General features: G+C 38.8%; 22 protein-coding genes and 2 riboswitches. Of the genes, 18 read left to right on the forward strand and 4 right to left on the reverse strand.

Annotation, left to right across the window (positions count from 1 at the left end; all coding sequences use genetic code 11):
* Positions 1-41: 41 nt before the first annotated feature.
* The 3 genes from lgt to FG390_RS11080 all read left to right on the forward strand — a co-directional run bounded on the left by lgt (position 42) and on the right by FG390_RS11080 (position 2,203).
* Complete coding sequence (gene lgt / locus FG390_RS11070) at positions 42-851, forward strand: prolipoprotein diacylglyceryl transferase (RefSeq protein WP_141191099.1); 810 nt, start codon at positions 42-44, stop codon at positions 849-851.
* Between the two features lie 231 nt (positions 852-1,082).
* Positions 1,083-1,730 carry a pyrophosphatase PpaX gene (gene ppaX / locus FG390_RS11075; RefSeq protein WP_141191145.1) on the forward strand — a complete coding sequence of 216 codons (648 nt, stop codon included), beginning with the start codon at positions 1,083-1,085 and terminating at the stop codon, positions 1,728-1,730.
* A complete protein-coding gene (locus FG390_RS11080) occupies positions 1,727-2,203 on the forward strand; it encodes an acyltransferase (protein ID WP_141191100.1) in 477 nt (158 codons plus the stop codon). Before ppaX ends, FG390_RS11080 begins: the two co-directional genes overlap by 4 nt.
* 116 nt (positions 2,204-2,319) lie before the next feature.
* Here the strand turns inward: FG390_RS11080 and cax are convergent, their stop codons facing one another.
* From cax to FG390_RS11095, 3 genes are all read right to left on the reverse strand, one after another.
* The gene (gene cax / locus FG390_RS11085; RefSeq protein ID WP_141191101.1) at positions 2,320-3,381 is read right to left on the reverse strand and encodes a calcium/proton exchanger; all 1,062 of its coding nucleotides are present in this window, start codon (positions 3,379-3,381) and stop codon (positions 2,320-2,322) included.
* A 241-nt stretch (positions 3,382-3,622) separates the two neighbouring features.
* Entirely contained in the window at positions 3,623-4,411 is a 789-nt protein-coding gene (locus tag FG390_RS11090; protein WP_258311652.1) for a thermonuclease family protein, read from the reverse strand.
* 219 nt (positions 4,412-4,630) lie between these two features.
* The gene (locus FG390_RS11095) at positions 4,631-5,305 is read right to left on the reverse strand and encodes a DUF421 domain-containing protein (protein WP_141191102.1); all 675 of its coding nucleotides are present in this window, start codon (positions 5,303-5,305) and stop codon (positions 4,631-4,633) included.
* Positions 5,306-5,737: 432 nt separating this feature from the next.
* Between FG390_RS11095 and FG390_RS11100 the strand changes: the two genes are divergently transcribed.
* The 6 genes from FG390_RS11100 (at position 5,738) to FG390_RS11125 (ending at position 14,888) form a co-directional block, all read left to right on the forward strand.
* Positions 5,738-6,709, forward strand: coding sequence for an AAA family ATPase (locus FG390_RS11100; RefSeq protein WP_141191103.1), 972 nt, complete (start codon positions 5,738-5,740; stop codon positions 6,707-6,709).
* A complete protein-coding gene (locus FG390_RS11105; RefSeq protein WP_141191104.1) occupies positions 6,706-7,884 on the forward strand; it encodes a DUF58 domain-containing protein in 1,179 nt (392 codons plus the stop codon). Before FG390_RS11100 ends, FG390_RS11105 begins: the two co-directional genes overlap by 4 nt.
* A complete protein-coding gene (locus FG390_RS11110; RefSeq protein ID WP_141191105.1) occupies positions 7,877-10,096 on the forward strand; it encodes a transglutaminase TgpA family protein in 2,220 nt (739 codons plus the stop codon). The genes FG390_RS11105 and FG390_RS11110 overlap by 8 nt, the downstream gene beginning before the upstream one ends.
* Before the next feature lie 627 nt (positions 10,097-10,723).
* Positions 10,724-12,262, forward strand: coding sequence for a glutamine-hydrolyzing GMP synthase (guaA, locus tag FG390_RS11115; RefSeq protein ID WP_141191106.1), 1,539 nt, complete (start codon positions 10,724-10,726; stop codon positions 12,260-12,262).
* A 370-nt stretch (positions 12,263-12,632) separates the two neighbouring features.
* Positions 12,633-12,734, forward strand: a riboswitch (purine riboswitch).
* 133 nt (positions 12,735-12,867) lie between these two features.
* Positions 12,868-14,178 carry an NCS2 family permease gene (locus FG390_RS11120; protein WP_181406477.1) on the forward strand — a complete coding sequence of 437 codons (1,311 nt, stop codon included), beginning with the start codon at positions 12,868-12,870 and terminating at the stop codon, positions 14,176-14,178.
* Between the two features lie 431 nt (positions 14,179-14,609).
* The gene (locus FG390_RS11125) at positions 14,610-14,888 is read left to right on the forward strand and encodes a hypothetical protein (RefSeq protein ID WP_141191108.1); all 279 of its coding nucleotides are present in this window, start codon (positions 14,610-14,612) and stop codon (positions 14,886-14,888) included.
* 3 nt (positions 14,889-14,891) lie between these two features.
* Here FG390_RS11125 and FG390_RS11130 read toward each other — a convergent pair whose 3' ends face one another.
* On the reverse strand, positions 14,892-15,320 hold the full coding sequence (locus FG390_RS11130; protein WP_141191109.1) for an Hsp20/alpha crystallin family protein: 429 nt from the start codon (positions 15,318-15,320) through the stop codon (positions 14,892-14,894).
* Between the two features lie 320 nt (positions 15,321-15,640).
* On the opposite strand from FG390_RS11130, the gene FG390_RS11135 reads away from it, so the two are divergent.
* From FG390_RS11135 to purF, 9 genes are all read left to right on the forward strand, one after another.
* Positions 15,641-15,868: an NETI motif-containing protein gene (locus tag FG390_RS11135; protein ID WP_141191110.1), complete on the forward strand. Its 228-nt coding sequence runs from the start codon at positions 15,641-15,643 to the stop codon at positions 15,866-15,868.
* A gap of 76 nt (positions 15,869-15,944) precedes the next feature.
* Positions 15,945-16,046, forward strand: a riboswitch (purine riboswitch).
* 116 nt (positions 16,047-16,162) lie between these two features.
* Positions 16,163-16,648, forward strand: coding sequence for a 5-(carboxyamino)imidazole ribonucleotide mutase (gene purE / locus FG390_RS11140; RefSeq protein WP_141191111.1), 486 nt, complete (start codon positions 16,163-16,165; stop codon positions 16,646-16,648).
* On the forward strand, positions 16,645-17,796 hold the full coding sequence (purK, locus tag FG390_RS11145; RefSeq protein ID WP_141191112.1) for a 5-(carboxyamino)imidazole ribonucleotide synthase: 1,152 nt from the start codon (positions 16,645-16,647) through the stop codon (positions 17,794-17,796). The genes purE and purK overlap by 4 nt, the downstream gene beginning before the upstream one ends.
* Positions 17,793-19,091, forward strand: coding sequence for an adenylosuccinate lyase (purB, locus tag FG390_RS11150; protein WP_141191113.1), 1,299 nt, complete (start codon positions 17,793-17,795; stop codon positions 19,089-19,091). Before purK ends, purB begins: the two co-directional genes overlap by 4 nt.
* 161 nt (positions 19,092-19,252) lie before the next feature.
* Positions 19,253-19,966 carry a phosphoribosylaminoimidazolesuccinocarboxamide synthase gene (purC, locus tag FG390_RS11155; RefSeq protein WP_141191114.1) on the forward strand — a complete coding sequence of 238 codons (714 nt, stop codon included), beginning with the start codon at positions 19,253-19,255 and terminating at the stop codon, positions 19,964-19,966.
* A complete protein-coding gene (gene purS, locus FG390_RS11160) occupies positions 19,963-20,214 on the forward strand; it encodes a phosphoribosylformylglycinamidine synthase subunit PurS (protein ID WP_141191115.1) in 252 nt (83 codons plus the stop codon). Before purC ends, purS begins: the two co-directional genes overlap by 4 nt.
* Entirely contained in the window at positions 20,211-20,900 is a 690-nt protein-coding gene (gene purQ / locus FG390_RS11165; RefSeq protein ID WP_141191116.1) for a phosphoribosylformylglycinamidine synthase subunit PurQ, read from the forward strand. The genes purS and purQ overlap by 4 nt, the downstream gene beginning before the upstream one ends.
* Complete coding sequence (gene purL, locus FG390_RS11170; protein ID WP_141191117.1) at positions 20,881-23,100, forward strand: phosphoribosylformylglycinamidine synthase subunit PurL; 2,220 nt, start codon at positions 20,881-20,883, stop codon at positions 23,098-23,100. Before purQ ends, purL begins: the two co-directional genes overlap by 20 nt.
* Entirely contained in the window at positions 23,076-24,509 is a 1,434-nt protein-coding gene (purF, locus tag FG390_RS11175; RefSeq protein WP_141191118.1) for an amidophosphoribosyltransferase, read from the forward strand. Before purL ends, purF begins: the two co-directional genes overlap by 25 nt.
* Positions 24,510-24,511 lie beyond the last annotated feature (2 nt).

A 24,511-nucleotide genomic window follows, 5' to 3' on the forward strand; every position in this document is an offset into this window, starting at 1 on the left:
AATGTCTAAAAGGAATGATATGAAGAAAAGGAGTCGTTAACTTGGATGAGACAATTCAACCTTTAAATAGGATAGCAATAGAGTTTGGAAATTTTCATATTTATTGGTACGGTATTATTATTGCCTTTGGCGCGTTATTAGGTTTAATTATTGCTTCACGTGAAGGAAAACGTCGCGGGCTGCCTAAAGATCTCTTTGTTGATCTTATTTTATTTGCTGCTCCAATTTCAATAATCTGTGCGCGCATTTACTATGTTATCTTTGAGTGGTCATACTATTCAGAGCACCCATCTGAAATTATTTCCATATGGAATGGTGGAATCGCCATACATGGTGCACTGATTGGTGCTGTCGCTACGACAATTGTTTTTAGCAGAGTCAAAGGAATCTCATTTTGGAAAATTGCAGATATCGCTGCTCCCAGTGTGATCTTAGGACAAGCCATTGGACGTTGGGGTAATTTCATGAATCAAGAAGCACATGGGGGACCAACGACCCGTCATTTTTTAGAGAATCTACACCTTCCCGATTTCATAATTAATCAAATGTATATTGAGGGAGTTTATTACATACCGACGTTTTTATATGAGTCCATTTGGGATTTCCTAGGTTTCATTCTTTTACTTGCTTTACGAAAAGTCAACTTAGGACGAGGGGAAATATTCTTAAGTTATGCGATTTGGTATTCCATTGGTCGTTACTATGTCGAGGGACTCCGTACGGATAGTTTAATGTTAACGAGTCAGCTTCGCATGGCACAAGTCATCTCAATCGTGCTTATTATCGTATCCTTGGTACTTATTATTTATCGAAGAAAAAAAGGCTATGCCCAAGTGAAATATAGAGATTAGCGGCTAAAGTGAAACTTCCATCAGTGGGGGTTTCGACGCACAGGATGTGCTAGTGCAGGCGTTGCGACAGGACGACTGGTTTTTAGCCTGCGTCATCCCCACTGATGGTTAGCTGAACCAATCGGACCTTTACGGGCTGTTGATCCCCCACCTATCTTATTTGAATACTCAGAATCTCGAGATGGGGGTCTTACAGCCCGTTAAGGTGGGATAAAATGAAAGGAATAGATGATCATCATGAAAACCGTATTATTTGATTTAGATGGAACTATTATCAATACAAACCCTTTAATTATCGCTTCTTTTAAACATACACTGGAGAACTACTACCCAGGTAAATATACAGAAGAAGACATCATTTCTTTTATTGGAGAACCACTTGAGACAAGTTTTCAGAGAGTGGATGAAAAGAGAGCTCAGGAAATGGTTGAGATGTACCGAAAACATAATGCAGAAATGCATGATGAACTCGTGGAACAATATGATAATATCGAGACAACATTGCAGGAACTAACAGACAAGGGTATTATATGCGGTATTGTCTCTACGAAAACTCGAGTGATGGTCCTTAGAGGGCTCAAACTCATGAAATTGGATCACTTCTTTGATGTGGTGGTCACAATTGATGATGTTCAATTTCCGAAACCGAATCCAGAGCCCCTTCAATTGGCCATGAAAGCTTTGCATGCTGAACCGAGTCAAACGATGATGGTCGGAGATAGTATTTCAGATATTCAAGCAGCACAAAATGCGGGTGTTGTAAGTGTCGGAGTGAGTTGGAGTATTAAAGGCAGAGCAGCATTAGAAAGTGCGGAACCTGATTATATAATCGATGACATGGGTGAACTTCTTGACATCATCCATAAACAAGAAAAATGAGACAGACTAAACGTTATCCTTTAAGCGGAGAAAATTCGTTGTGGCAATTGTATCGAACGGTCTCCTTTTTTAAGGTTTGTAAAAATTTCTTTTTCATCCAATTGGGCCGTTACGCGCCTTCCATGCGGCTAAAACGTTGGATTTATCGAGTTTTTCTAAGAATGAAGATTGGTCAACATACAGCCATTGCTTTAATGGTCATGCCGGATACGATGTTTCCTGAATTAATTATGATAGGGAATAACTCGATCATTGGTTATAATACAACTTTGCTTGCCCATGAATATTTGATCCATGAATATCGATTGGGTGAAATCAAGATTGGAAATAATGTGATGATTGGGGCAAACAGCACAATCCTTCCAGGAGTGACGATTGGCGACAACGCGGTTATTTCTGCCTGTACACTAGTAAATAAAGATGTTCCCGCCGGTGCCTTCGTTGGAGGAAATCCAATGCAATATATTAAATAGAAAAAAGACAGAAACCACCAATTGGTTTTTGTCTTTTTTAACATCATAAAAAGACCAACCATACGGCTGGTCTTAGTTCTTTCGACAAAATTCGGTTGGTGACAGTAGATTGCGCCTTATAACAAATAAAATCCAATCCCCATAATAATATAGGTGGCAAGCAAGACCGCTCCTTCAAACCAGTTGGTATCACCGTCTGTTGTTAAACTAATAATTAAGACGACACTAAGCACCATCGCTACTAATTCAGGAATCGTAAACGTTAATGGCATAAAGGTTGGAAAGAAGATTGAGACTAAAACAAGAACTGGGGCGACAAACATAGCCACTTGTAATGTCGAGCCAATCGCAATTTCTACTGCGATGCCCATTTTATTCTTGTAAGCCATGAGAATAGCTGAAGCATGTTCTGCAGCATTACCGACGATTGCAACGATAATAATCCCAATAAACAATTCTGACCAGCCAAATGATTTGGCTACAGGCTCAAATGTATGTACCAAGTTTTCACTAATGAGTGCGACAAATAGCGTAGCAACGGCAAGAACGATGATCGCCTTTACACCACTCCATTCAGCAACTTCATCTTCTTCGGCTTCATTATGAACATCATCTTGCCCTTTATAAACACCTCGGTGAGTAACAAGTTTGAAAAAGAGAGCAAAAAGATAAATTAAGATCATTAAGATGGCAATTGCAATACTAAGAATATGAGTTGCGTTATGTTCTAACCGGGTCGAAAAAACATCCGGAAAAACAAACGAGACAACAATCGAGAAGATAAGGAGACCTGCATTATGCCTTGCTTCAAATACACTAAATCTTTGTCGTTTATATTTTAACCCACCGACAAAGAAGGATAATCCACCTACCAGAAGCAAGTTTCCGAGGATGGAACCTGTAATAGAAGCCATAACGACATTGAGAAGCCCTGCTTTCAGAGAAAGGATGGCTATAATTAATTCTACGGCATTACCAAAGGTAGCATTTAATAAGCCACCTATTGAGGGACCTGTCACGATGGCGATACTTTCTGTTGCTCGGCCCATATAACTCGCTAATCCAATAATTGTAATACAATTAAGTACAAACATTAATATTGGTGACCAATGCATAAAACTCCCAATCAGAGAGAGAGGAACACCAATAATTGTAAGAAAGAAAAAAATACGATTCATCAATAAATTCCCCCTAAAGAATGAGTCCGACATGATTATTGTCTATCGATGCTTTTTTATTATACCCAAAGTTTCCTTTATGTAAATCATTCGTTCATGTATGTTGTACTACATTAACGATAAAACAAAACAGTCTCAGTATAGAGAGACTGCTGTTTTTAATTAGACTAAACGGTTGTCTTAGCAAGTATAAACAAGATGAAGTGAAAATAATTAAAACGGTCCGTTTTGTCAGTTTAGCTTATCTCTTTGGTGCTCTAAATCCTGCTTTTTTGGCTTCGCTGACTGAACAAAAAAGCTGTTCAGGTTTTGTTTGGCTATACGAAGGATCACCTGGTTGATGATAGATTTTATCCCCGCTGGAGCTGATATTTCCTTTGATTTTACAAGATCCACCGGATTGTTGAGAAGATGACTTATTGGTCGATGCTGAGATTGAAGATGATGTATTGTGGGTTTTAGCTTTATTCATATCATAGCCACTAGAAGTTGCGTATCCTGGGATTGACCAAATGCCTAAGTGAGCCTTCTCGGCGTCTGCTTGTTTTTCTTTTAACATGTCTAAATGTTTTGTATTAGGTGGATAAATGTAACCGACTCGTGCAAGCCCTTTTTCTACAACCTTCGCGTTATACATGTCTCCATTTTCTAAATAAATATAACCAAGTAAACGGTCATATTTATCACGTTCATGACCTTTAACCCCTTCTTCGATTTGAATGTGGCTACCAACAGGCAGTTCCTTTTCAGCGAATTGGCTAGCTTCAGGGCCATAGATTTGAACAGGTTTACCAGGAGCATGGGTTTCAGGTGTATCAATAAGTAACATTCGAACGATTTCATCTTTCCCTTTTATCTTGACATGAATGGTGTCGCCGTCAACTATTTTTACAACGGTGGCTGAGATGCGATCAGAACCTTGATTAGCCGTGTCGGTAAGCAGGCTACTACAGCCAGTTAGAAGTCCGATCGTAATCATGCTTAAGATTAAAATAAGATTTTTTAAGTAGAGTGTCATGCGTTTGTTCATAAAATAAATCCTCCAATGCAAATGAGAGCGTATGTACCCCTTTATACATTATATAACGAATTGATTTATTTGGATAGAAGAAGTTGATAATGAAGACTAAATACTAAAATAAAAAACTCCTATTAGAAGGATAACTTTACTGACTCAATGCATCAGGTGGATCACTCACTAGATCTCCAGGGTTAATTTCGGGTCGATCAATAACCTACTTAATGATCTTTACATTTTTTCCAAAAAAACCCCTTCATCCTTTTTCCATTCCAAATAAAATACTTGTTTAGCATTGTCTATTTTATGTTCACGCAAGGTATTAAAAAGCCAATTTTCATCTAAACCTGCTTCCTTTAAATTTTCATAGTCCACTTCTCCATCATTAATTAATGTTATAGGGAGATAAACAGGCTTTTGAGGAACATTTAGATCTGATTTTTTGGTTATATCATATTTTGATTTTTTTAAAACATTGACAGATCCATCCGTTTCGAGAACAGCATAAGCGACTTCTCTTATTGAAAATACGCTTCTTTGACGAAGTAAATTTTGAAGCTCATCAAGATCGAGTTTATTCTTTTTCATTTCTTCTCGATCTATATGCCCATTTCTTATAATAATGGAAGGTTTTCCTTCCAAAAAGCTTCTTGACCCACGAAACTTCTGTGTAAACCATTCAATGATGTAAATCATTAAACCCCATATGGCGACAGAAAGTAAAATTGAATTAAGCTTCACATTATTATCGTAGATCGCATTTCCAACGAGTTCGCCAAGAACAATTGAGGAGATAAAATCAAACGTGGTGATTTGAGCGAGGGAGACTTTACCTAATATTTTTGTCATCAAAAACAAAGCAACAAATCCAACGATAAGTTCTATAATTAAAGATTTTGCGTCCATTTTTTATAGTTCCTTTCGATATCTAATCTACGGCTGAAAAACGACTTACCTTTACTTTTTAAACATACCATCCATTATTAACGAATAGACGATCACTTAAACAGATCATGTACTTTTTAAACTTTAAAAATTTAGGTGTGCAACTAGCATAATCTTCTACGATTAAGTATCGAGTTGTCGCGGAGGCGAAGCCGGAGTGACACATTCTAGGCCTCAGCCTACGCCTTATCAACTGTGCGTAATGAAATAACGCAGGATGCGTCATTCTGCCTCTAAAACCAATTTGAATTATGGTTTTTATGCTTAATTTTTACTAGATAGCATATCAACGATCGACGTAGATTTTGAGATTGGGCACGCTTGAATGGTAAATACGATGAAAATCTAGTATACTTATAAGGTCAGAATTTTCAGCTAAAGAGAGGGTATAAAATGAAAGAACTGAAATCGGACGAACATTTTCAACTCATAGAAGAAATGATTGATAACATAGAAAAAGTTGTGATAGGGAAGAGAGAAACGATTAAGCTAACGATCATGGCTCTTCTAGCGGGAGGCCATGTTTTACTAGAAGACATTCCGGGTGTTGGCAAGACGATGCTTGTTCGGGCCATAGCCAAATCAGTCGGAGCTGAATTCAAACGTATTCAGTTTACGCCGGATTTGTTGCCTTCGGATGTAACGGGGTTGTCTATATACAATCAAAAAGAATCCCAATTTGAATTTAGACCAGGCCCTCTGATGGGGAACATTGTTTTAGCGGATGAGATTAACCGTACCTCTCCGAAAACTCAATCTGCTCTACTTGAAGGAATGGCAGAAGGTCGAATTACAGTCGATGGTGAAACTAGAAACTTGCCTGATCCATTCTTTGTTCTGGCTACACAAAATCCAATTGAGTATGAGGGAACCTATACCTTACCAGAAGCTCAATTGGATCGTTTTTTAATGAAATTATCCATTGGCTATCCTAGTCCAGAAGATGAATTAGAAATACTAAGTCGTATGATTGGAAAAGAACCAGTGAATGAAATTGAAGCTGTTATGACGATAAATCAATTAAGAGAACTCATACAGCACGTGGAAACCATTTATGTATCAGAAAGTATTAAAAGATATATTGTATCAATCGTGACAGCCACTCGAAACCATCCTCTTATTCGGCTAGGAATAAGTCCTCGTGGAACACTTGGAATTTTAAAAGCAGCTCAAGCTTGTGCATTATTGGAACAGCGAGACTTTATCGTTCCAGATGATGTTAAGAAAATCGCACCTTACGTTATGGGACATCGCATGGTTTTAAGTCCCGAAGCAACTTATTCGCAAACAAGGGCGGAAGATATCACTCGTGAAATCATTGAGAAAATCAACATACCTGTAATAAGTAAGGAATTTGTCAAATGATCAAAAAGATGATCGTTAAAGTGAGAGAAACACCTTACTTTAAATTATTTAACATCACGATTTTATTAGCTCTAAGTTTCATCTTTGCGATGTTTCAAGGTGGTTTTGTAAGCTGGTTCATTTTTTATTCATTTTTACCTATTGTCTTATATATTGTTTTGCTGCAATTGTATCCACTTCGATTAATCCATGTTAAGAGAAAGATCTCAACGAAATTAGCAAAAGCAGGTGAAACTTTAACGATTGAGTTGACACTAAAAAGAAGGTGGCCGTTTCCTCTTTTTCTCTTTACGATCATGGATGCTATACCATCCACAATGATAGAGTCAAGTCAACAAGGAAAAATGATGGTCCTACTTTGGGGAAAACGTCAAATAACCCTTCATTATGTTATCCCCCAGATACAAAGGGGCGAGCATACCTTTGAATTTGTTACCTTGCTTATCGGTGATCCCTTTGGATTCTATCAAAAAAAGGTCCGTATACCATTCCGGACGGTCGTTATTGTCTATCCTGCTATTCACGCGATTCCTTATCCACAAAAGGATCAACAATATATTGTTCCAGCCTATTATGATCTTGAAATGGATCTATCAAATTTATCAGGAACCAGAGCCTACCAATCTGGTGATCGTCTTAGTTGGTTGGACTGGAAATCCACAGCAAGAACGAACCAGTTGGCTACAAAACAATTTGATACGATAAAACAACGCCATGTAACGATTGTAATGGATCTTGAAGCTCATCATGATAATCAATTTGAGAGGGGTGTATCCTTCTGTGCATCACTTGCTCAAACTCTGTTAAAAAATGGTTACACGTTAGAATTAAAACAGACTGGCTCGACGTCTTCACTCGTACCCCGTGGTAGCGGTGATTATCAAATGTCAATAATCTATCAAACTCTGGCTAGATTAAGTCCCAATGATCAAGATAATCCTGATGGATATGTATATAACGATAGGCAGCAAGGGACCGTTTATTATTACGTGATGGTTCATTTTTCAGAACATCAGTTTAGATTGTTAGAAAAAGCAGCAACTGAGGCTCATCCAATCCATGTCTTTGTCATGATGGATAAGGAAGATAAGATGCATTTAGATGTTGCGGGTTCTCCATTTTTTCATCTTTACCGAATTGGACAATCAAGGCAGGTGACCGAATCTCATGAATAAACAACAAAGTCATGCCTTTGATGTGGCTTTATATTGTCTTACATTTCTCATTTTATGGGAATGGGCTAGACCCATTAATGAACTCATGAACCTTAATAAAGGATACGTATTCATCTTCTTCATTGCTGGAACTTTGTTAGTGTCTTACTTACGCGTTTCCATGTGGCTCGGTATCATCTTAAAAGCACTTGCCTTTTTTTATTGCTTACATGCCTTGTTTTTCTATCAAGATCCGTTGTTTAGTTTTGATTGGATCGATTATCTTTTTCAAGAACTGAATCAAAATTTCGTCTTCTTTTTCAACAGGAATTATGCAGGTTTTACGGATTTGTTTCGCGTTTTTGTCTTTTTTATTTTATTATGGCTGATGACGTATTTAATGCACCATTGGTTAATTCAATCACGTCGATTTTTACTCTTTCTTTTTATTACATTAGTGTATTTAGGAATTTTGGATGCGTTTACGGATTATCAAGCAACTGGCGCTATCGTGGTTGTTATGGTGTCCGGTTTACTTCTAATGAGTTGTTTAAAATTGGCTCGAATGCAAGATGAACGAGTACAATTTGTAACGAATCATTTTAAAAAGTTATGGTTTATGAGTATGTTATGTGTTCTGCTATTGATCACCTTAATTGGTTTTAAAGCACCTAAATCGGACCCGAAATGGCCTGATCCTGTTCCATATATGTCACAATTGATGCAGGTAAATTCAAGCCCTCTTTCGGTCCAACACCGAATTGGCTACGATGAAGACGATTCACGACTGGGAGGATCGTTTAGGATGGATGAAACACCCTTGTTTCATGCTGAGGTGACAGGTGATAGATATTGGCGTATTGAATCAAAAGATCGGTATACAGGAAAAGGATGGGTGAATTCAACAAATCGCTTTACTGCCTTGCAGAAACCGTATGATCAATTCGATACTTTAAAGCTATATGAAAAGGGAGCGACCTTAGCCAAACAAGAAGTTTCCATTCGATTTGTAAGTAACAACCATAACTTTTTACCATATACAGATCAGCTAACCGATCTTTCTATCCAGAACCGACCAATGAGTATCAATCTAGAAAGTGGGAAATTAGCCACGAATAATATGAATTTAGTAAAAGGCTATAAGATGGACGTGATTCATCCGATTTTTTCTGTTTCAAAATTAAAAAGTGTAAAAGATTCAAGTCAAGACCCAGCAGATATACGATCAAAAAACACTCAATTACCCCGTAAACTACCAAATCGAGTGAGAGATTTAGCGAAAAAAATAACAGCCAAAGCTACAAATCGTTATGATCAGGCTAATGTGATTGTTAATTATTTGACATCAGGCCGTTTTGAATACCGATCAGACGATATCCCTTTTCCGAAAAAAAATCAAGATTATGTCGATCAATTTTTATTTCAATCAAAGATGGGATATTGCGATAATTATTCGACGTCAATGGTTGTTATGCTTCGAACTATAGGCGTTCCAGCGAGATGGGTAAAGGGTTTTTCAATGGGGACGTATCAAGGAACATCAAAACAAGGAAAGCAAATTTATGAAATAAGAAATGCTGATGCCCATTCTTGGGTAGAAGTTTATTTCCCAGGAAGCGGGTGGGTTCCGTTTGAGCCGACCAAATCTTTTTCAAATGTAGCAGAATTTAAAAATGATGAGATAACCACAAATCCATCTCATTCAGAGGCTTCACCAAAAAATAATAACAATGAACAACATGAGCAGCCAAAGCAAAGACAAAACGGACAAAATCAACAACGAACAGAAATCCAAAAGCAGCAACAACAAAAAAATGAGACTTCAAAAGAGACTAAACGTCAACATTCAATATCCACGAAAACATGGGTAGGGATAATCATACTAAGCGTCATCATCATCGTACTTATTACTTGGTTCACTCGTAAAAAATGGCTATCATGGATATTCTTGAATCGTCTAAATAAGAGTCTAAGACAAGAAGATTTTCATTTACATGAGACCTACACGCTTCTTAGAAGATGGTTAGGTACGAAGGGACTTGTAAATAATGTCAATCTGACCTTACGTGAATATGCAGAGAAGGTTGACCAAAAATTAAATTGTTCCGATATGACGACCTTAACAAAATATTATGAGCAAAGGATCTATGGGAATAGAGATTCATTTACCCATGATCAAACCAAAATAATGATAGAATGTTGTGAAAATATAATAAAGAAATGGGATGCTTGATGAACGATGTCGAACTTGTTAGAATGATTTCATAAGATTGTTTTATTATAAGTGCGTGTTCAAAAAGGCGACAAATTAGAAGGGTTACTGGCTAAGTACGCTGGCATCCTGCCAGAACGCCAGTACTAGCCCGTCCTGGGCGTCGGAAGATCAAGGCGGCGCTGTTTTGAGGACCGGAATGTAGGTTTTTACTACATGAGGACCGGAAAAATAAGAGGGCGCCGAGATTCGTAGCTTATCATTTGGTGACTTTTTGAACAACCTCTATAAGGAAAGTATTTGTTGGGCATTAAAAGGACTAGCAGTTTACTTCTTTTGTAGACTCTAGTTCTTTTCATGAGATTTTATAAAGTGAAAACTTCCATCAGTAGGGGGGCTTCATCCCCTACTGTTGGAAAGTCTGAACCAATCCGACCTTTACGGGCAGTTGATCCCCCACCTATCTTCCTTAAAAACTCAGAAACTTGAGGTGGGGGTCTTTACTCGCTGTTAAGGCGGCATTGACATATGAAGGTCCTTTTTTTAGAAGAGCAAGAAAAAATCTACTCTGTCAAAACTTCTAAGGGATTTACTATAGGATTGGCATTAAAGTAGATGAGATAAAAGTATATTAGATGGGGTGTATCAATGGAAAATCATCAAGATTCGATTATTGTTATGGACTTCGGTGGCCAATACAATCAACTTATTGCAAGGCGGATTCGTGACTTGGGTGTTTACAGTGAACTATTGCCAAACACACTAACAGCTGAAGATATCCGCAAAAAAAATCCAAAAGGCATTATTTTTTCCGGTGGTCCTAACAGTGTTTATGGTGAAGGTTCACCAAAATGTGATCCGGAAATTTTTGAACTTGGCATTCCAATTTTAGGTATTTGTTATGGCATGCAATTAATGAGTGTGCATTATGGTGCAAAAGTTGAACGTGCTTCTCATCGTGAATATGGGAAAGCTTCAATCAGCGTTAATCCAGGCAGTGATCTATATGAGAACCAACCGACCGACCAAACCGTTTGGATGAGTCACGGAGACTTAGTGATTGCTCCGCCTGAAGATTTTGTCGTCGATGCAAGCAGTTCATCTTGTCCAGTTGCTGCGATGAGTAATAAAGCTAAAGGCCTTTATGGTGTGCAATATCATCCAGAAGTAAGACATAGTGAATATGGAAATGACTTGTTGAAAAACTTTATCGTTAATGTTTGTAAAGCAGAAACGACATGGACAATGGAACATTTTATTGAAGAACAAGTTGAAGAGATCCGCAAAGGTGTTGGCGATAAAAAAGTTCTATGTGCCCTTAGTGGAGGGGTAGATTCTTCTGTTGCTGCAGCGCTTGTTCATAAAGCCATTGGTGATCAATTATACTGCGTCTTTGTTGACCATGGTTTGCTACGTAAAGGTGAATCCGATCAAGTCGTCGATGTTTTCCAAAATCAATTTAACATGAACTTTATTCGCGTCGATGCTAAGGATCGTTTCCTAGATAAATTAGCTGGAGTAAGTGATCCAGAGAAAAAACGTAAAATCATTGGTAATGAATTTATTTATCTCTTTGAAGAAGAAGCGAAAAAATTAGATGATATAGCCTTCTTAGTACAAGGTACTCTCTATACGGATATCGTTGAAAGTGGTACAGATACGGCGCAAACGATTAAATCTCACCACAACGTAGGCGGTCTACCAGAAGACATGAGCTTCGATCTCATTGAACCATTGAATACTTTATTTAAAGATGAAGTTCGCCGTCTAGGTTCTGAATTGGGTCTTTCAGATGATATCGTTTGGCGTCAACCATTCCCGGGACCAGGTCTTGGAATCCGTGTCCTTGGTGATATTACAGAAGACAAGCTTGAAATTGTCCGTGAATCTGATGCCATTCTTCGCGAAGAAGTTAAAAATGCTGGCCTTGAACGAGACATCTGGCAGTACTTTACCGTCCTCCCTGGAATTCGAAGTGTGGGCGTTATGGGCGATGGTAGAACGTATGACCACTGTATCGCGATTCGTGCCGTAACCTCTATCGACGGTATGACAAGTGATTGGGCTCGAATCCCTTGGGAAGTACTAGAAAAAATCTCTGTTCGCATTGTTAACGAAGTCGATCACGTTAACCGCGTCGTGTATGACATTACAAGTAAGCCACCTGCAACGATTGAGTGGGAATAAACGATATTATTAATAAAAGCTAGAGCGTTGATTTGGTCAACTGCTCTAGCTTTTTTATATAGTCATTGATGATTGGAGGCTGTGCCATCCGTCACGGGGTAAATCAAATGTAGCGGAACCTATTAAAATGATGGAAGTCGCTCAATTACGGTTCGAAGCGGCTCAATAACGTTCCGAAATAGCTCAATAATACCCTTTAAACTTTGAACTACCATATCAAATTTGTATTTTTTCTAATTTATAACACCTGTTATGTTGACACTCAAATGATCCGAACGATGCACGTTTTTTTATAAGTATTGTTCGTTTTTAAAATTGACGCTTAACGGTCCGATTGCTATACTATATGAGTCATCAAACGTGGTGACCTCATTTTAATCTTCAATGCATGTGTATAATCTTAGGAATATGGCCTAGGAGTTTCTACAAAATCACCGTAAACGATTTTACTACTTGCCATCTTATACATTTATTCTATATCGGTGAATAAGTCCTACTTTTTATTAGAATAGGATGGAATGATGTTGGGGAACCTACATATCCTTAGAGTTATTAATCATGTACGAAGAATACTCGTATATTGAGGGGGATTTATTTTGAACGGAATTTCTAAGTTTTTTAAGTTTGATGAACTTCAAACGACTTTTGGTCGTGAAATTGTCGCAGGTTTAACGACTTTCCTTGCGATGGCTTACATTCTATTTGTTAACCCAACTGTCCTAGGAGCAGCGGGTATGGATAAAGGGGCTGTCTTCACAGCTACGGCTATATCTTCAGCATTTGGTTGTATTGTTATGGGGCTTCTTGCAAAATACCCTATTGCTATTGCACCAGGACTTGGAGTAAATGCCTTTTTTGCTTTTTCTGTTGTTATTGGGATGAAAATTCCTTGGCAAACAGCATTAGCAGGTGTTCTCCTAGCTTCTATTATTTTCTTAGTTATTACATTGTTTAAAATTCGTGAAATGATTATCAATGCGATTCCGCAAGACCTTAAACTTGCAACAGCGGCTGGAATTGGTCTATTCATTGCCTTTATCGGTTTAAAAGGAGCAGGCCTTATTGTTGCTAATAAAGCCACGACGGTCGCCCTTGGTTCACTTACAAAAGGATCAACATTACTTGCTATTTTTGGTTTATTGGTGACGATTATTTTAATCGTTCGCAATATTAAAGGGGCTATTTTTATTGGAATGATCTTAACGTCTATCGTTGGATTAATTACAGGACTCATTCCAGTTCCAACTCAAGTGATCTCAACTGCACCAAGTCTTGCACCAACTTTTGGACAAGCTATCTTTCACCTTTCTGACATCAATACCGTGCAACTTGCGATTGTTGTCTTGACATTCTTGTTAGTTACATTTTTTGATACGGCGGGTACGATTGTTGGTGTCGCTGAACAAGCTGGATTTTTAAGAGATAATACATTGCCACGAGCTGGGCAAGCACTTCTTGCAGATTCTAGTTCAATGTTTGTAGGGGCTATTCTTGGAACCTCTCCAACGAGTGCTTATATTGAATCATCAGCCGGTATTGGGGTTGGTGGACGTTCTGGTCTAACGGCAGTCGTAACTGGTATTTTGTTTATTTTCGGACTACTTTTCTCGCCTCTATTGGCTGTGGTTACTGAAGTCGTTACAGCACCGGCTCTTATTATTGTTGGTATTATGATGGCTGGTGCACTAGGTAGTATTGATTGGAAAAAGATGGAGATTGCGATCCCTGCCTTTTTCACGATTATAGCGATGCCATTAACGTATAGTATCTCCACAGGAGTTGCCCTTGGATTCTTCCTATATCCGATCACGATGATTGTGAAAGGTCGCGCTAAAGCTGTTCATCCAATCATGTATGTCTTATTCTTTATCTTCATAATTTATTTCTATTTCCTATCTTTAAATGGGAATGTATAAGTCATAAAAAGAGAAACCTTCATCCTATTACGGATGAAGGTTTTTTAAATTAAGTATACCAACTCCATTTTTCCCGCCTTAACGGCTAGAAAAGACCCCTACCTCAAGTTTCTGGGTATTCAAAGAAGATTGGCGTGGGATCAACTGCCCGTAAAGGTCCGATTGGTTCAGGCTTTCCATCAGTGGGGGATGACACAGGCTAAAAACGCGACGTTCTGTCGCAACGCCTGCATTAGCACATCCTATGCGTCGAAAAACCCCCACTGATGGAAGTTTTATTTTATATGGAGTATTTGTTTTCTAATATACATAAATCACACAAAGAAGGTCATAATGATAAAGTAAAACATTCGGGAAATGATCCGCGATCTAATCCCAATAGGGTGCTTTACCTTCATGAATATAAATCCAAATAGAGGAGTGTCATCATTATGATTTCTTTTATTATAGCCATTTTGTTTTGGGTGATAGGCATCATTGTTATGGCTTCAGGTTATGTTGTCGTTCCTAAGATTAAAGATGTTACGCATAAATTATTGCGCCGTGCTGAAGAAAATAAGTTCAAGGACAATTCAGAATCTATTGCTTATCAAATTGAAGGTAAATTAGTTGACTATATGCCTTGGTTTTCCTACTATTTAGTTACTTTTATTATTGGAATGGTCATTTTTGTTCTTGGTTTTATTGCCTTAAGTTTCCATTATAGATAAACGTTAGTCTTTATTTGTTTCTTCAGAGCTAATCGATATTTCACTGACTTCTTTATCTTTTATTTGTTGCAATTGTAGGATTAATAAACCATTAGCATAGGAAACATGCTTTGGTGTTTGGTGAACCGGTTTTGGCAGCGTCAGACTACGTTCAAACGCACCCATACTGAATTCTTTTCGAACCAGTTTACTTTCCCCTTGAATTGGAAGAGAAACGTCCCCTTTGATAAGGATACTTTGATAATTAACGTAAATATGGAATTGATCGCGATGAACCCCTGGTAGTGCAATCAGACAAAATAGATCCTCGCCAGCTGTATATAGATTCATCAATGGCCAGTCTTTTGTAAAAAGGTCTTGTAAATCTTGAAAAATATCTTTATTGATAAATCCTCGTACCGATTTTTTAATATCTTGAAATTTGTTCTCCATTGAGCAACACCTCCACTCCTAAGATATGGGCTATATCATTAAAAGGTGCTACGATAATTCAAAAAAAACATGTAAAAGTTTTAAAAGTAACAACTTAATATTTTGAAAAATGGCTTTTTCTATCATGGGCTAGGTTGTTTTTTGCAGTTTAAGCCTTGCTTTGTCGCGCTAGCACGACATGAGAAATTTATTTGTCCTTCCACGTTTACTTGCCAAAAAACAACAACGTTTGCGAAAACAGTTTAAAAAGTAAATGTTGCTTATGTTAAAATGTACTCACAATACTTATATGATTTTCTCACTACGTAAAGGAGGTTTTTATGGCTAAACGCAAGAAAATAGCAGCATACACAAATCCTCTAAAAAAACAATTTACAGTCGATCAAGATAAAGGAATTAATGCTTGTTTAGATCAAATGAAAAAAGAAGGATACACTCCAGTAAGACGAATGGAGCAACCTATATTTAAAGAGGGGGACAATGGCCCTGAAGTGATCGGACAAATGATCACGTTTGAAGGGAGATTAATCCAAAAAGACGAACAATAAATATATATGGTTTGTAAAATGTTCGATTCTGGTGTTGACAGTTCTCCTTCAAAGTTGTTATGATGAGAGTGTCAAAAAAACGAATATCAATAACCTTCATATATTTTTGGGGATATGGCCCATCTGTTTCTACCCGACTACCGTAAATGGTTGGACTATGAGGGAAAGTTGAAGCGGCCTGAATGTAAATGTCCATTGGGCATTTTCTGCCAGATCGGTTTGCTTTCTTCTCATTTAAAATAGGGAGAAACGGCTGCTCTGGCCTTTTTTATGTCCACACAAGGGGGAGGCAACATGGAGAAACCAAGCATCGGTGTTATTATGGGAAGCTCTTCTGATTGGGAAACAATGAGACATGCATGCGACATATTGACACAGTTTGAAGTTCCTTTTGAAAAAAAAGTGGTATCAGCTCATCGAACGCCTGATTTAATGTTTGACTATGCTGAAACAGCAAGAGAAAGAGGTATTAAAGTCATTATTGCAGGTGCTGGCGGAGCGGCACATCTTCCAGGAATGGTCGCAGCAAAGACCACATTACCTGTGATTGGGGTTCCAGTGCAATCTAAAGCACTTAACGGGTTGGATTCTCTACTGTCGATCGTTCAAATGCCTGGAGGAATACCTGTTGCAACAGTTGCCATTGGCAAAGCAGGAGCAACAAATGCAGGTCTTCTAGCACTACAAATGTTATCTATGGATGATCAAGAGATCGCTAGAAAATTATCAGACTATCGAAACTCGTTAGAAGATAAAGTAAAGGAAAGTGATTTAGATTGAGCAAAACGATTTTGCCAGGTGAATGTATTGGCATATTAGGTGGAGGTCAATTAGGCCGGATGATGGCGATAGCTGCAAAACAAATGGGTTTTCGGACTGTTGTGCTTGATCCTACTAAAGATAATCCTTGTGCTCAAGTCTCAGATGTCGCGATCTTTACGAACTATGATGATCGGGCAGGGGCTAAAAAATTAGCCGACTGTACAGATGTCATTACGTATGAATTTGAAAATGTTGATTTAGGGACAGTCGAGTTGTTGGAAAAGATCGCCTATCTTCCTCAAGGACGCGTTGTGCTGGAGACAACGAAAGATCGTTTAAATGAAAAAACAGCGATTCATCAATTAGGAATTCCTGTTGCCCCTTTTTATGCTGTCACAACGAAAGATGACTTGAAAAAAGCCATTGAGGAACTTGGAACACCATCTGTTTTAAAAACGACTCAAGGTGGTTATGACGGAAAAGGTCAACTCGTGATTAAAACAGATGAAGATCTCAAGAGAGCAAACGAATGGGTCGATGGATCAACCCCATATATTTTAGAACAATGGGTACCATTTGAAAAAGAAATTTCAGTGATCGTGACAAGAAGTACAACTGGAGAAACGGCGGTTTTCCCAGTAGCTGAAAATATTCATGAGAATAACATTTTACATTACACAGTTGTTCCGGCGCGTATAACGCAAAGCGTGAGTGATAAAACTATGGAGCTCGCAACAAAGATTGCCAGAGAACTGGACATTGTTGGAACGCTGGCTATAGAAATGTTCTTAACCAAAGATCATGACATCTATGTCAATGAGCTAGCTCCACGTCCTCATAACTCTGGACACTTTACGATCAACGCGTGTGAAACATCGCAGTTTGAGCAACATATACGAGCCATTTGCGGCTGGCCATTAGGAAAGACGACGTTGCTCAAACCGGTCATCATGGTGAATATTTTAGGGCAGCATATGGAAGCTATTAAAGAAAACATCGCCAAATATTCCGATGCTCATCTTCACCTTTATGGAAAAGAAGAGGCAAAAACGGGTCGCAAAATGGGACATTTAACCCTATTAGCTGATTCAGTGGAAGAAGCCATTGAAAAAGCAGAGTTATTAAATATCTGGCAAATTGAAAAAGAACGGAGTATATCAAAATGATTGAACGTTATACGAGACCCGAAATGGGCGCTATATGGACAGAAGAAAATAAATACCGTGCATGGCTAGAAGTAGAGATCATGGCCTGCGCAGCTTGGGCTGAACTTGGAGAAATTCCAAAGGAAGACGTTGAAAAATTACGTGAGAAAGCTTCTTTCTCGATTGATCGCATTCATGAAATTGAAAAAGAAACACGTCATGATGTCGTCGCTTTTACGAGAGCTGTTTCAGAGACACTTGGCGAGGAAAAGAAATGGGTGCATTATGGTTTAACGTCTACAGATGTTGTTGATACTGCACAATCTTATTTGTTAAAACAAGCCAATGAAATATTACTTAAAGACATTGAAGCTTTTATTGAAGTCATTAAGCAAAAAGCCATTGAGCACAAAACAACGATTATGATGGGACGCACGCATGGTGTACATGCAGAACCAACAACATTTGGCTTGAAAATGGCCTTATGGTATGAAGAAATGAAACGTAATTTAGAACGCTTTAAACAAGCAGCAGAAGGGATTCGTGTCGGTAAAATCTCAGGCGCTGTTGGGACTTATGCAAACATTGATCCTTTTGTAGAAAAATATGTGTGTGAACAATTGGGACTTGAAGCATCACCGATTTCAACACAAACGCTTCAACGCGACCGCCATGCGCACTATTTATCTACACTAGCTCTTATTGCTACATCGATTGAAAAATTTGCAACTGAAATTCGCGGTCTTCAAAAATCTGAAACTCGTGAAGTTGAAGAGTTTTTTGCAAAAGGTCAAAAAGGATCTTCAGCCATGCCGCATAAACGTAATCCGATTGGTTCAGAAAACATGACGGGTCTTGCAAGAGTTATTCGTGGCTACATGGTGACTTCTTATGAAAATGTCTCCCTTTGGCATGAAAGAGACATTTCACACTCTTCAGCTGAACGTGTGATTTTACCAGATGCAACGATCGCATTAAACTACATGCTGAATCGTTTTAAAAATATTTTAGACAAATTAACGGTATTCCCTGAGAACATGAAACGCAATATGAAACGCACATTTGGACTCATCTTCTCTCAACGTGTGCTGCTTGCGTTGATTGAAAAGGGTCTTTCGCGTGAGGCGGCATACGATATCGTTCAACCAAATGCCATGAAAGCTTGGGAAACGGAAACTCAATTCAAAACACTTGTTGAACAAGATGAGAGGATTACTTCAAAATTAAATCAAGAAGAAATTGATGCTTGTTTCGATCCGACCTATCACTTGAAAAATGTTGATTTCATTTTTGATCGTTTAGGTCTGAATGCGTAAGCACGATAAAATATCCCCATGGATTAACATGGGGATACCATCATCTTATCGAGTAAAATTCACAATATTTAAAAGAATGAATTCAACAGTCTAAGTTTACTGAGCTATGAACTTTTTTAAATAAAAATTTCTCCATATTGAGATTTAAGGGGTTGAAGGTTATGAGTCAGCTATTATATGAAGGTAAAGCCAAGAAAATCTATGATACAGAAAATCCAGAATTACTCCATGTTCAATATAAAGACGAAGCTACAGCATTTAATGGAAAGAAAAAAGCGACTTTGCCAGGAAAAGGTCGTTTAAACAATTTAATCTGCTCAAAACTTTTTGAAGAGTTAAAAGACCATGGCATTGAAAGTCACTTTGTCAAACGTTTGACTGAAACAGACCAACTTGTTAAAGCCGTCAAAATCATTCCACTAGAAGTTGTCGTTCGGAATGTTGTAGCAGGTAGCTTATCGAAACGTCTTGGCATTGAAGAAGGCGTTAAAATCAAGGAACCGATTATTGAGTGGTATTACAAAAATGATGAACTTGGCGATCCAATGATCAACGATGATCACATTAGCATGCTTTCCATTGCGACACCTGAACAATTGGAAGATATTCGCAGGCAGGCACTTAGCGTCAATCAAGTTCTCATTCAACTCTTTGATGACATCGATATTACTCTCGTCGATTTTAAACTTGAATTTGGTACGTTAACCACAACTGGAAAAGTTGTTTTAGCAGATGAAATTTCACCAGATACTTGCCGGTTATGGGACAAAACAACTCAAGAAAAATTAGATAAAGACGTCTTTCGTCGTGGACTTGCTGACTTACCTCAAACTTATGAAAAATTACTCAATAGACTGGAGGCTCTTCAAAAATGAAAAAGGTGAAAGTATTTATCACATTAAAAGAAAGTGTACTCGATCCCCAAGGACAGGCGGTTAAGGAATCTCTTCACAATATGGACTATAAAAATGTCAATGACGTTCGTATCGGTAAATATATTGAATTGGAAATAGAAGATTCAGCTAATCTTCATCAACAAATTGAAGAACTTTGTGACAAAATGCTAGCCAATACCGTTATCGAAAATTACCGTTATGAGGTGCTTGAGGAGGTCCAATCGTGAAAGCTGCGGTGATTGTTTTCCCAGGTTCAAACTGCGATCAAGATATGTTTTATGCCATTAAAGAAGGACTCGGCGAAGAAGTTGAATACGTCTGGCACACAGAAACATCACTCGACGGTTTTGATGCGGTTTTAATCCCAGGTGGTTTCTCTTACGGGGATTATCTTCGTTCAGGTGCCATTGCGAGATTTGCTAACATCATGCCAGCTGTTATACAAGCAGCAAAAGAGGGTAAACCGGTTTTAGGAGTTTGCAATGGTTTTCAAATTTTATTAGAAGCAGGACTTCTTCCGGGTGCGATGCTTCGAAATCGTGATTTGAAATTTATTTGTGAAACGGTGCCTTTAAAAGTAGTCAATCCTAACACCCAATTTACTTCTGAATACAAGCAAGATGAAATTATTCAAATTCCGATTGCTCATGGTGAAGGGAACTATTACTGTAATGAGGAAACTCTTGCTGAATTAAAAGCGAACAATCAAATCGTCTTTACGTATGACAGCCAGAATCCGAACGGCTCTCTTGCAGATATTGCAGGGATTGTTAACAAAGAAGGCAATGTTCTCGGAATGATGCCTCACCCTGAACGAGCTGCAGATCTTGTGCTTGGCAATGATGATGGTCTTAAACTTTTTCAATCCATTTTAAAACACTGGAGGGACTACCATGCCGCTTACACATCTTGAACCGTCACCAGAACAGATAGAACAAGATAAAGTCTATCGTAAAATGGGACTTTCAGAAAAAGAATATGAAAATGTGAAAAACATCCTCGGTAGAAGACCGAATTATACCGAAACAGGTCTTTTCTCAGTCATGTGGTCTGAACATTGCAGTTATAAAACATCGAAACCTGTTTTAAAAACCTTCCCAACCAAAGGGAAACAAGTGCTTCAAGGACCTGGTGAAGGTGCAGGAATTGTCGATATCGGTGATGGTCAAGCTGTCGCTTTTAAAATTGAAAGTCACAACCACCCTTCAGCGGTTGAACCCTATCAAGGTGCAGCAACAGGCGTAGGTGGAATCATTCGTGATGTATTCTCAATGGGAGCAAGACCGATTGCGATGCTCAATTCTTTAAGATTCGGTGACCCTTCGATTCCTCGTGTTAAATATTTATTTGAACAAATCGTAGCGGGTATCGCAGGCTATGGGAACTGTATTGGGATTCCAACAGTTGGCGGTGAAATTGCCTTTGATCCTTGTTACAATGAAAATCCTTTAGTTAATGCCATGTGCGTGGGACTCATCAACCATGAAGATATCCAAGTGGGCCAAGCACGTGGACTCGGAAACACAGTCATGTATGTAGGGGCAACAACAGGTCGCGATGGGATTCATGGAGCAACCTTTGCTTCTGAAGAATTAACAGAAGATGCAGAGCGTTCAGCGGTCCAAGTGGGCGACCCTTTCATGGAAAAACTTTTACTTGAAGCTTGTCTTGAATTAATTAAGCATGATGCCCTTGTCGGTATTCAAGATATGGGGGCTGCTGGTCTTGTTTCATCATCAAGTGAAATGGCAAGTAAAGCAGGCATGGGGATTCATATGAACCTTGATGATATTCCTCAGCGTGAAACGAACATGACACCATATGAAATGATGCTTTCTGAATCTCAAGAACGGATGTTAATCGTTGTTAAAAAAGGCCGTGAAGATGAAATTACGGCGATTTTTGAAAAATGGGGCTTACACGCAGTGACAGTCGGTGAAGTCATTGAAGAAAAAGTTCTTCGTCTAGAGCACAAAGGTGAAATAGTGGCTGAAGTACCTGTCGATGCCTTGGCAGAAGATGCTCCAGTTTACCATATGCCATCAGAGGAACCTGCGAAATATCGTGAAAACCAAAGCATGGCACCTTGGAAACCACAGGTAGAAAATATTGAAGAAACATTAACTCAACTTGTAAGTATGCCAACTATCGCAAGCAAAGAGTGGGTTTATCGTCAGTATGATCACATGGTTCAAACGAATACAGTGGTTGCACCGGGTTCTGACGCAGCGGTTGTTCGTATCCGTGGTACACGTAAGGCTCTTGCGATGACAACCGATTGTAACGCAAAATATCTCTCTCTTGATCCTTTAGTCGGTGGACAAATTGCCGTCAGTGAAGCAGCCCGTAATATTGTCTGCTCTGGTGGACTACCGCTCGCGATCACAGATTGCTTAAACTTCGGTAACCCTGAAAAACCTGAAGTATTCTGGGAAATTGAACAAGCAGCAAAAGGCATGTCAGATGCTTGTCTATCGCTTAATACACCTGTTATCAGTGGAAATGTCTCTTTATATAATGAAACAAATAAACATGCGATTGATCCAACGCCAGTTGTCGGTATGGTAGGTTTAATTAAAGACATTGATCATGTGACGACTTCTGAATTTAAACAAGCTGGCGATGCGATTTATGTGATTGGTAAAGCTGATGGATCGTTTGGTGGAAGTGCCATTCAACTATTACAAGAAGGAAACGCTTTTGGAAAGGCACCTGCACTTGATTTAGCTATTGAAGAGCAACGTCAAGCTCAATTGTTAGAAGCTATCCAATCAGGATATGTTCAATCTGCTCACGATTTATCCGATGGTGGTCTAGGTGTGGCTCTAGCTGAATCCGTATTTGGTACGGGTCTTGGGGCTGAAGTTGAACTCGCTAATGATCTTGCTATTGAACTATTCAGTGAAACACAATCTCGTTTCCTAGTATCTGTAACTAAAGAAAATCGAGAAGCTTTCGAAGCAATCGTTAACGATGCTATTTTCTTAGGACATGTAACGGATAAACAAAGTATACAATTTTCAAGTAAAAATGATGTCGTGACGGTGAATCCAGTTGAACTCGAAAAAGCCTGGAAAGGGGCACTGACATGTTTTATGAAGACAGAGAATTAAACGAAGAATGTGGCGTCTTTGGTATTTGGGGACATAGTCATGCGGCAAAACTAACCTACTATGGTTTGCATAGCCTTCAACACCGTGGTCAAGAAGGTGCGGGTATTGCTGTCACAGATGGGAAAAAAGTACGCGATCATAAAGGTCTTGGTCTCGTCAATGATGTCTTTGCACCAAAAGATTTAGATGAACTTGTCGGTTATGGCGCTATTGGACACGTGCGTTATTCAACCTCTGGCGGAAATAGTCTTGCAAATGTTCAACCATTAGTTTTTCGTTCCCAAACGGATACTTTGTCTCTTGCCCACAATGGTAATTTAACTAATGCGGAAGAGATTAAGCGTGATTTAGAATCTAAAGGAAGTATCTTTCAATCAACGTCAGATACGGAAGTTCTTGCCCACTTGATTAAACGAGGTATTTCACATACGTTTAAAGATAATCTAAAGGCGGCATTAAACGTGGTGAGTGGAGCTTTTGCTTTCGTTCTTTTAACCGAAAATGAACTCATTGCGGCTCTTGATCCAAACGGGTTACGGCCTTTATCTCTCGGTCGTTTGGGAGATGCATGGGTGGTGGCTTCAGAAACCTGTGCGTTTGACCTCATTGGCGCAACCTTTATCCGTAACGTAAAACCAGGTGAAGTTATCGTCATCAATGACGAGGGTCTGCATAGTGATATGTTTACAACAGAAGTTGAACCTGCCATTTGTAGTATGGAATACATTTACTTTTCAAGACCGGATAGTGACATTGAAGGGATTAATGTCCATGCCGCTCGTAAAAATCTCGGCATCCAATTGGCAAAAGAAGCGCCAGTTGAAGCAGATGTCGTAACGGGTGTTCCGGACTCCAGTATCTCAGCTGCGATCGGATACGCTGAAGCGACAGGTATCCCTTATGAATTAGGAATGATCAAAAATCGTTATGTTGGTCGAACATTTATTCAACCTTCACAAGAATTACGTGAGCAAGGGGTCAAAATGAAACTCTCTCCTGTACGCGGAATTGTTGAAGGAAAACGAGTCGTAATGATAGATGATTCAATTGTTCGCGGGACGACAAGCAGACGAATTGTTCAAATGCTTCGGGATGCAGGGGCAAGAGAAGTTCATGTCCGTATTAGTTCTCCGCCGATTAAGCACCCATGTTTTTATGGGATTGATACATCTTCCTCATCAGAATTGATTGCTTCTAAATATAGCGTTGATGAAATTTGTGAGGAAATTGGGGCTGATTCTCTTGTCTTCTTAAGTCCATCAGGCATGCAGGAAGCGATTGGACGTAACCCAGCAATGAAAAACTGTGGACAATGTATGGCTTGCTTTACAGGGGAATATCCAACACATATTTCACCTGAAACAGCCCTACCTCATGAAAAAGATTTACTGGTGTCTAAGGGAGGATGACC

Source organism: Terrilactibacillus laevilacticus, assembly GCF_006517395.1.
GTDB lineage: Bacteria > Bacillota > Bacilli > Bacillales > Sporolactobacillaceae > Terrilactibacillus > Terrilactibacillus laevilacticus.

Bases quoted from the DNA above. Each gene is read 5' to 3' on its own strand.
- FG390_RS11110 (WP_141191105.1), top strand. From the start codon at position 7,877: ATGAATAAACAACAAAGTCATGCCTTTGATGTGGCTTTATATTGTCTT.
- purB (WP_141191113.1), top strand. From the start codon at position 17,793: ATGATTGAACGTTATACGAGACCCGAAATGGGCGCTATATGGACAGAA.
- purE (WP_141191111.1), top strand. From the start codon at position 16,163: ATGGAGAAACCAAGCATCGGTGTTATTATGGGAAGCTCTTCTGATTGG.
- FG390_RS11105 (WP_141191104.1), top strand. From the start codon at position 6,706: ATGATCAAAAAGATGATCGTTAAAGTGAGAGAAACACCTTACTTTAAA.
- FG390_RS11080 (WP_141191100.1), top strand. From the start codon at position 1,727: ATGAGACAGACTAAACGTTATCCTTTAAGCGGAGAAAATTCGTTGTGG.
- purS (WP_141191115.1), top strand. From the start codon at position 19,963: ATGAAAAAGGTGAAAGTATTTATCACATTAAAAGAAAGTGTACTCGAT.
- purC (WP_141191114.1), top strand. From the start codon at position 19,253: ATGAGTCAGCTATTATATGAAGGTAAAGCCAAGAAAATCTATGATACA.
- FG390_RS11090 (WP_258311652.1), bottom strand. From the start codon at position 4,411: ATGAACAAACGCATGACACTCTACTTAAAAAATCTTATTTTAATCTTA.
- cax (WP_141191101.1), bottom strand. From the start codon at position 3,381: ATGAATCGTATTTTTTTCTTTCTTACAATTATTGGTGTTCCTCTCTCT.
- FG390_RS11130 (WP_141191109.1), bottom strand. From the start codon at position 15,320: ATGGAGAACAAATTTCAAGATATTAAAAAATCGGTACGAGGATTTATC.
- FG390_RS11095 (WP_141191102.1), bottom strand. From the start codon at position 5,305: ATGGACGCAAAATCTTTAATTATAGAACTTATCGTTGGATTTGTTGCT.
- purL (WP_141191117.1), top strand. From the start codon at position 20,881: ATGCCGCTTACACATCTTGAACCGTCACCAGAACAGATAGAACAAGAT.
- FG390_RS11100 (WP_141191103.1), top strand. From the start codon at position 5,738: ATGAAAGAACTGAAATCGGACGAACATTTTCAACTCATAGAAGAAATG.
- guaA (WP_141191106.1), top strand. From the start codon at position 10,724: ATGGAAAATCATCAAGATTCGATTATTGTTATGGACTTCGGTGGCCAA.
- FG390_RS11135 (WP_141191110.1), top strand. From the start codon at position 15,641: ATGGCTAAACGCAAGAAAATAGCAGCATACACAAATCCTCTAAAAAAA.
- FG390_RS11125 (WP_141191108.1), top strand. From the start codon at position 14,610: ATGATTTCTTTTATTATAGCCATTTTGTTTTGGGTGATAGGCATCATT.
- purF (WP_141191118.1), top strand. From the start codon at position 23,076: ATGTTTTATGAAGACAGAGAATTAAACGAAGAATGTGGCGTCTTTGGT.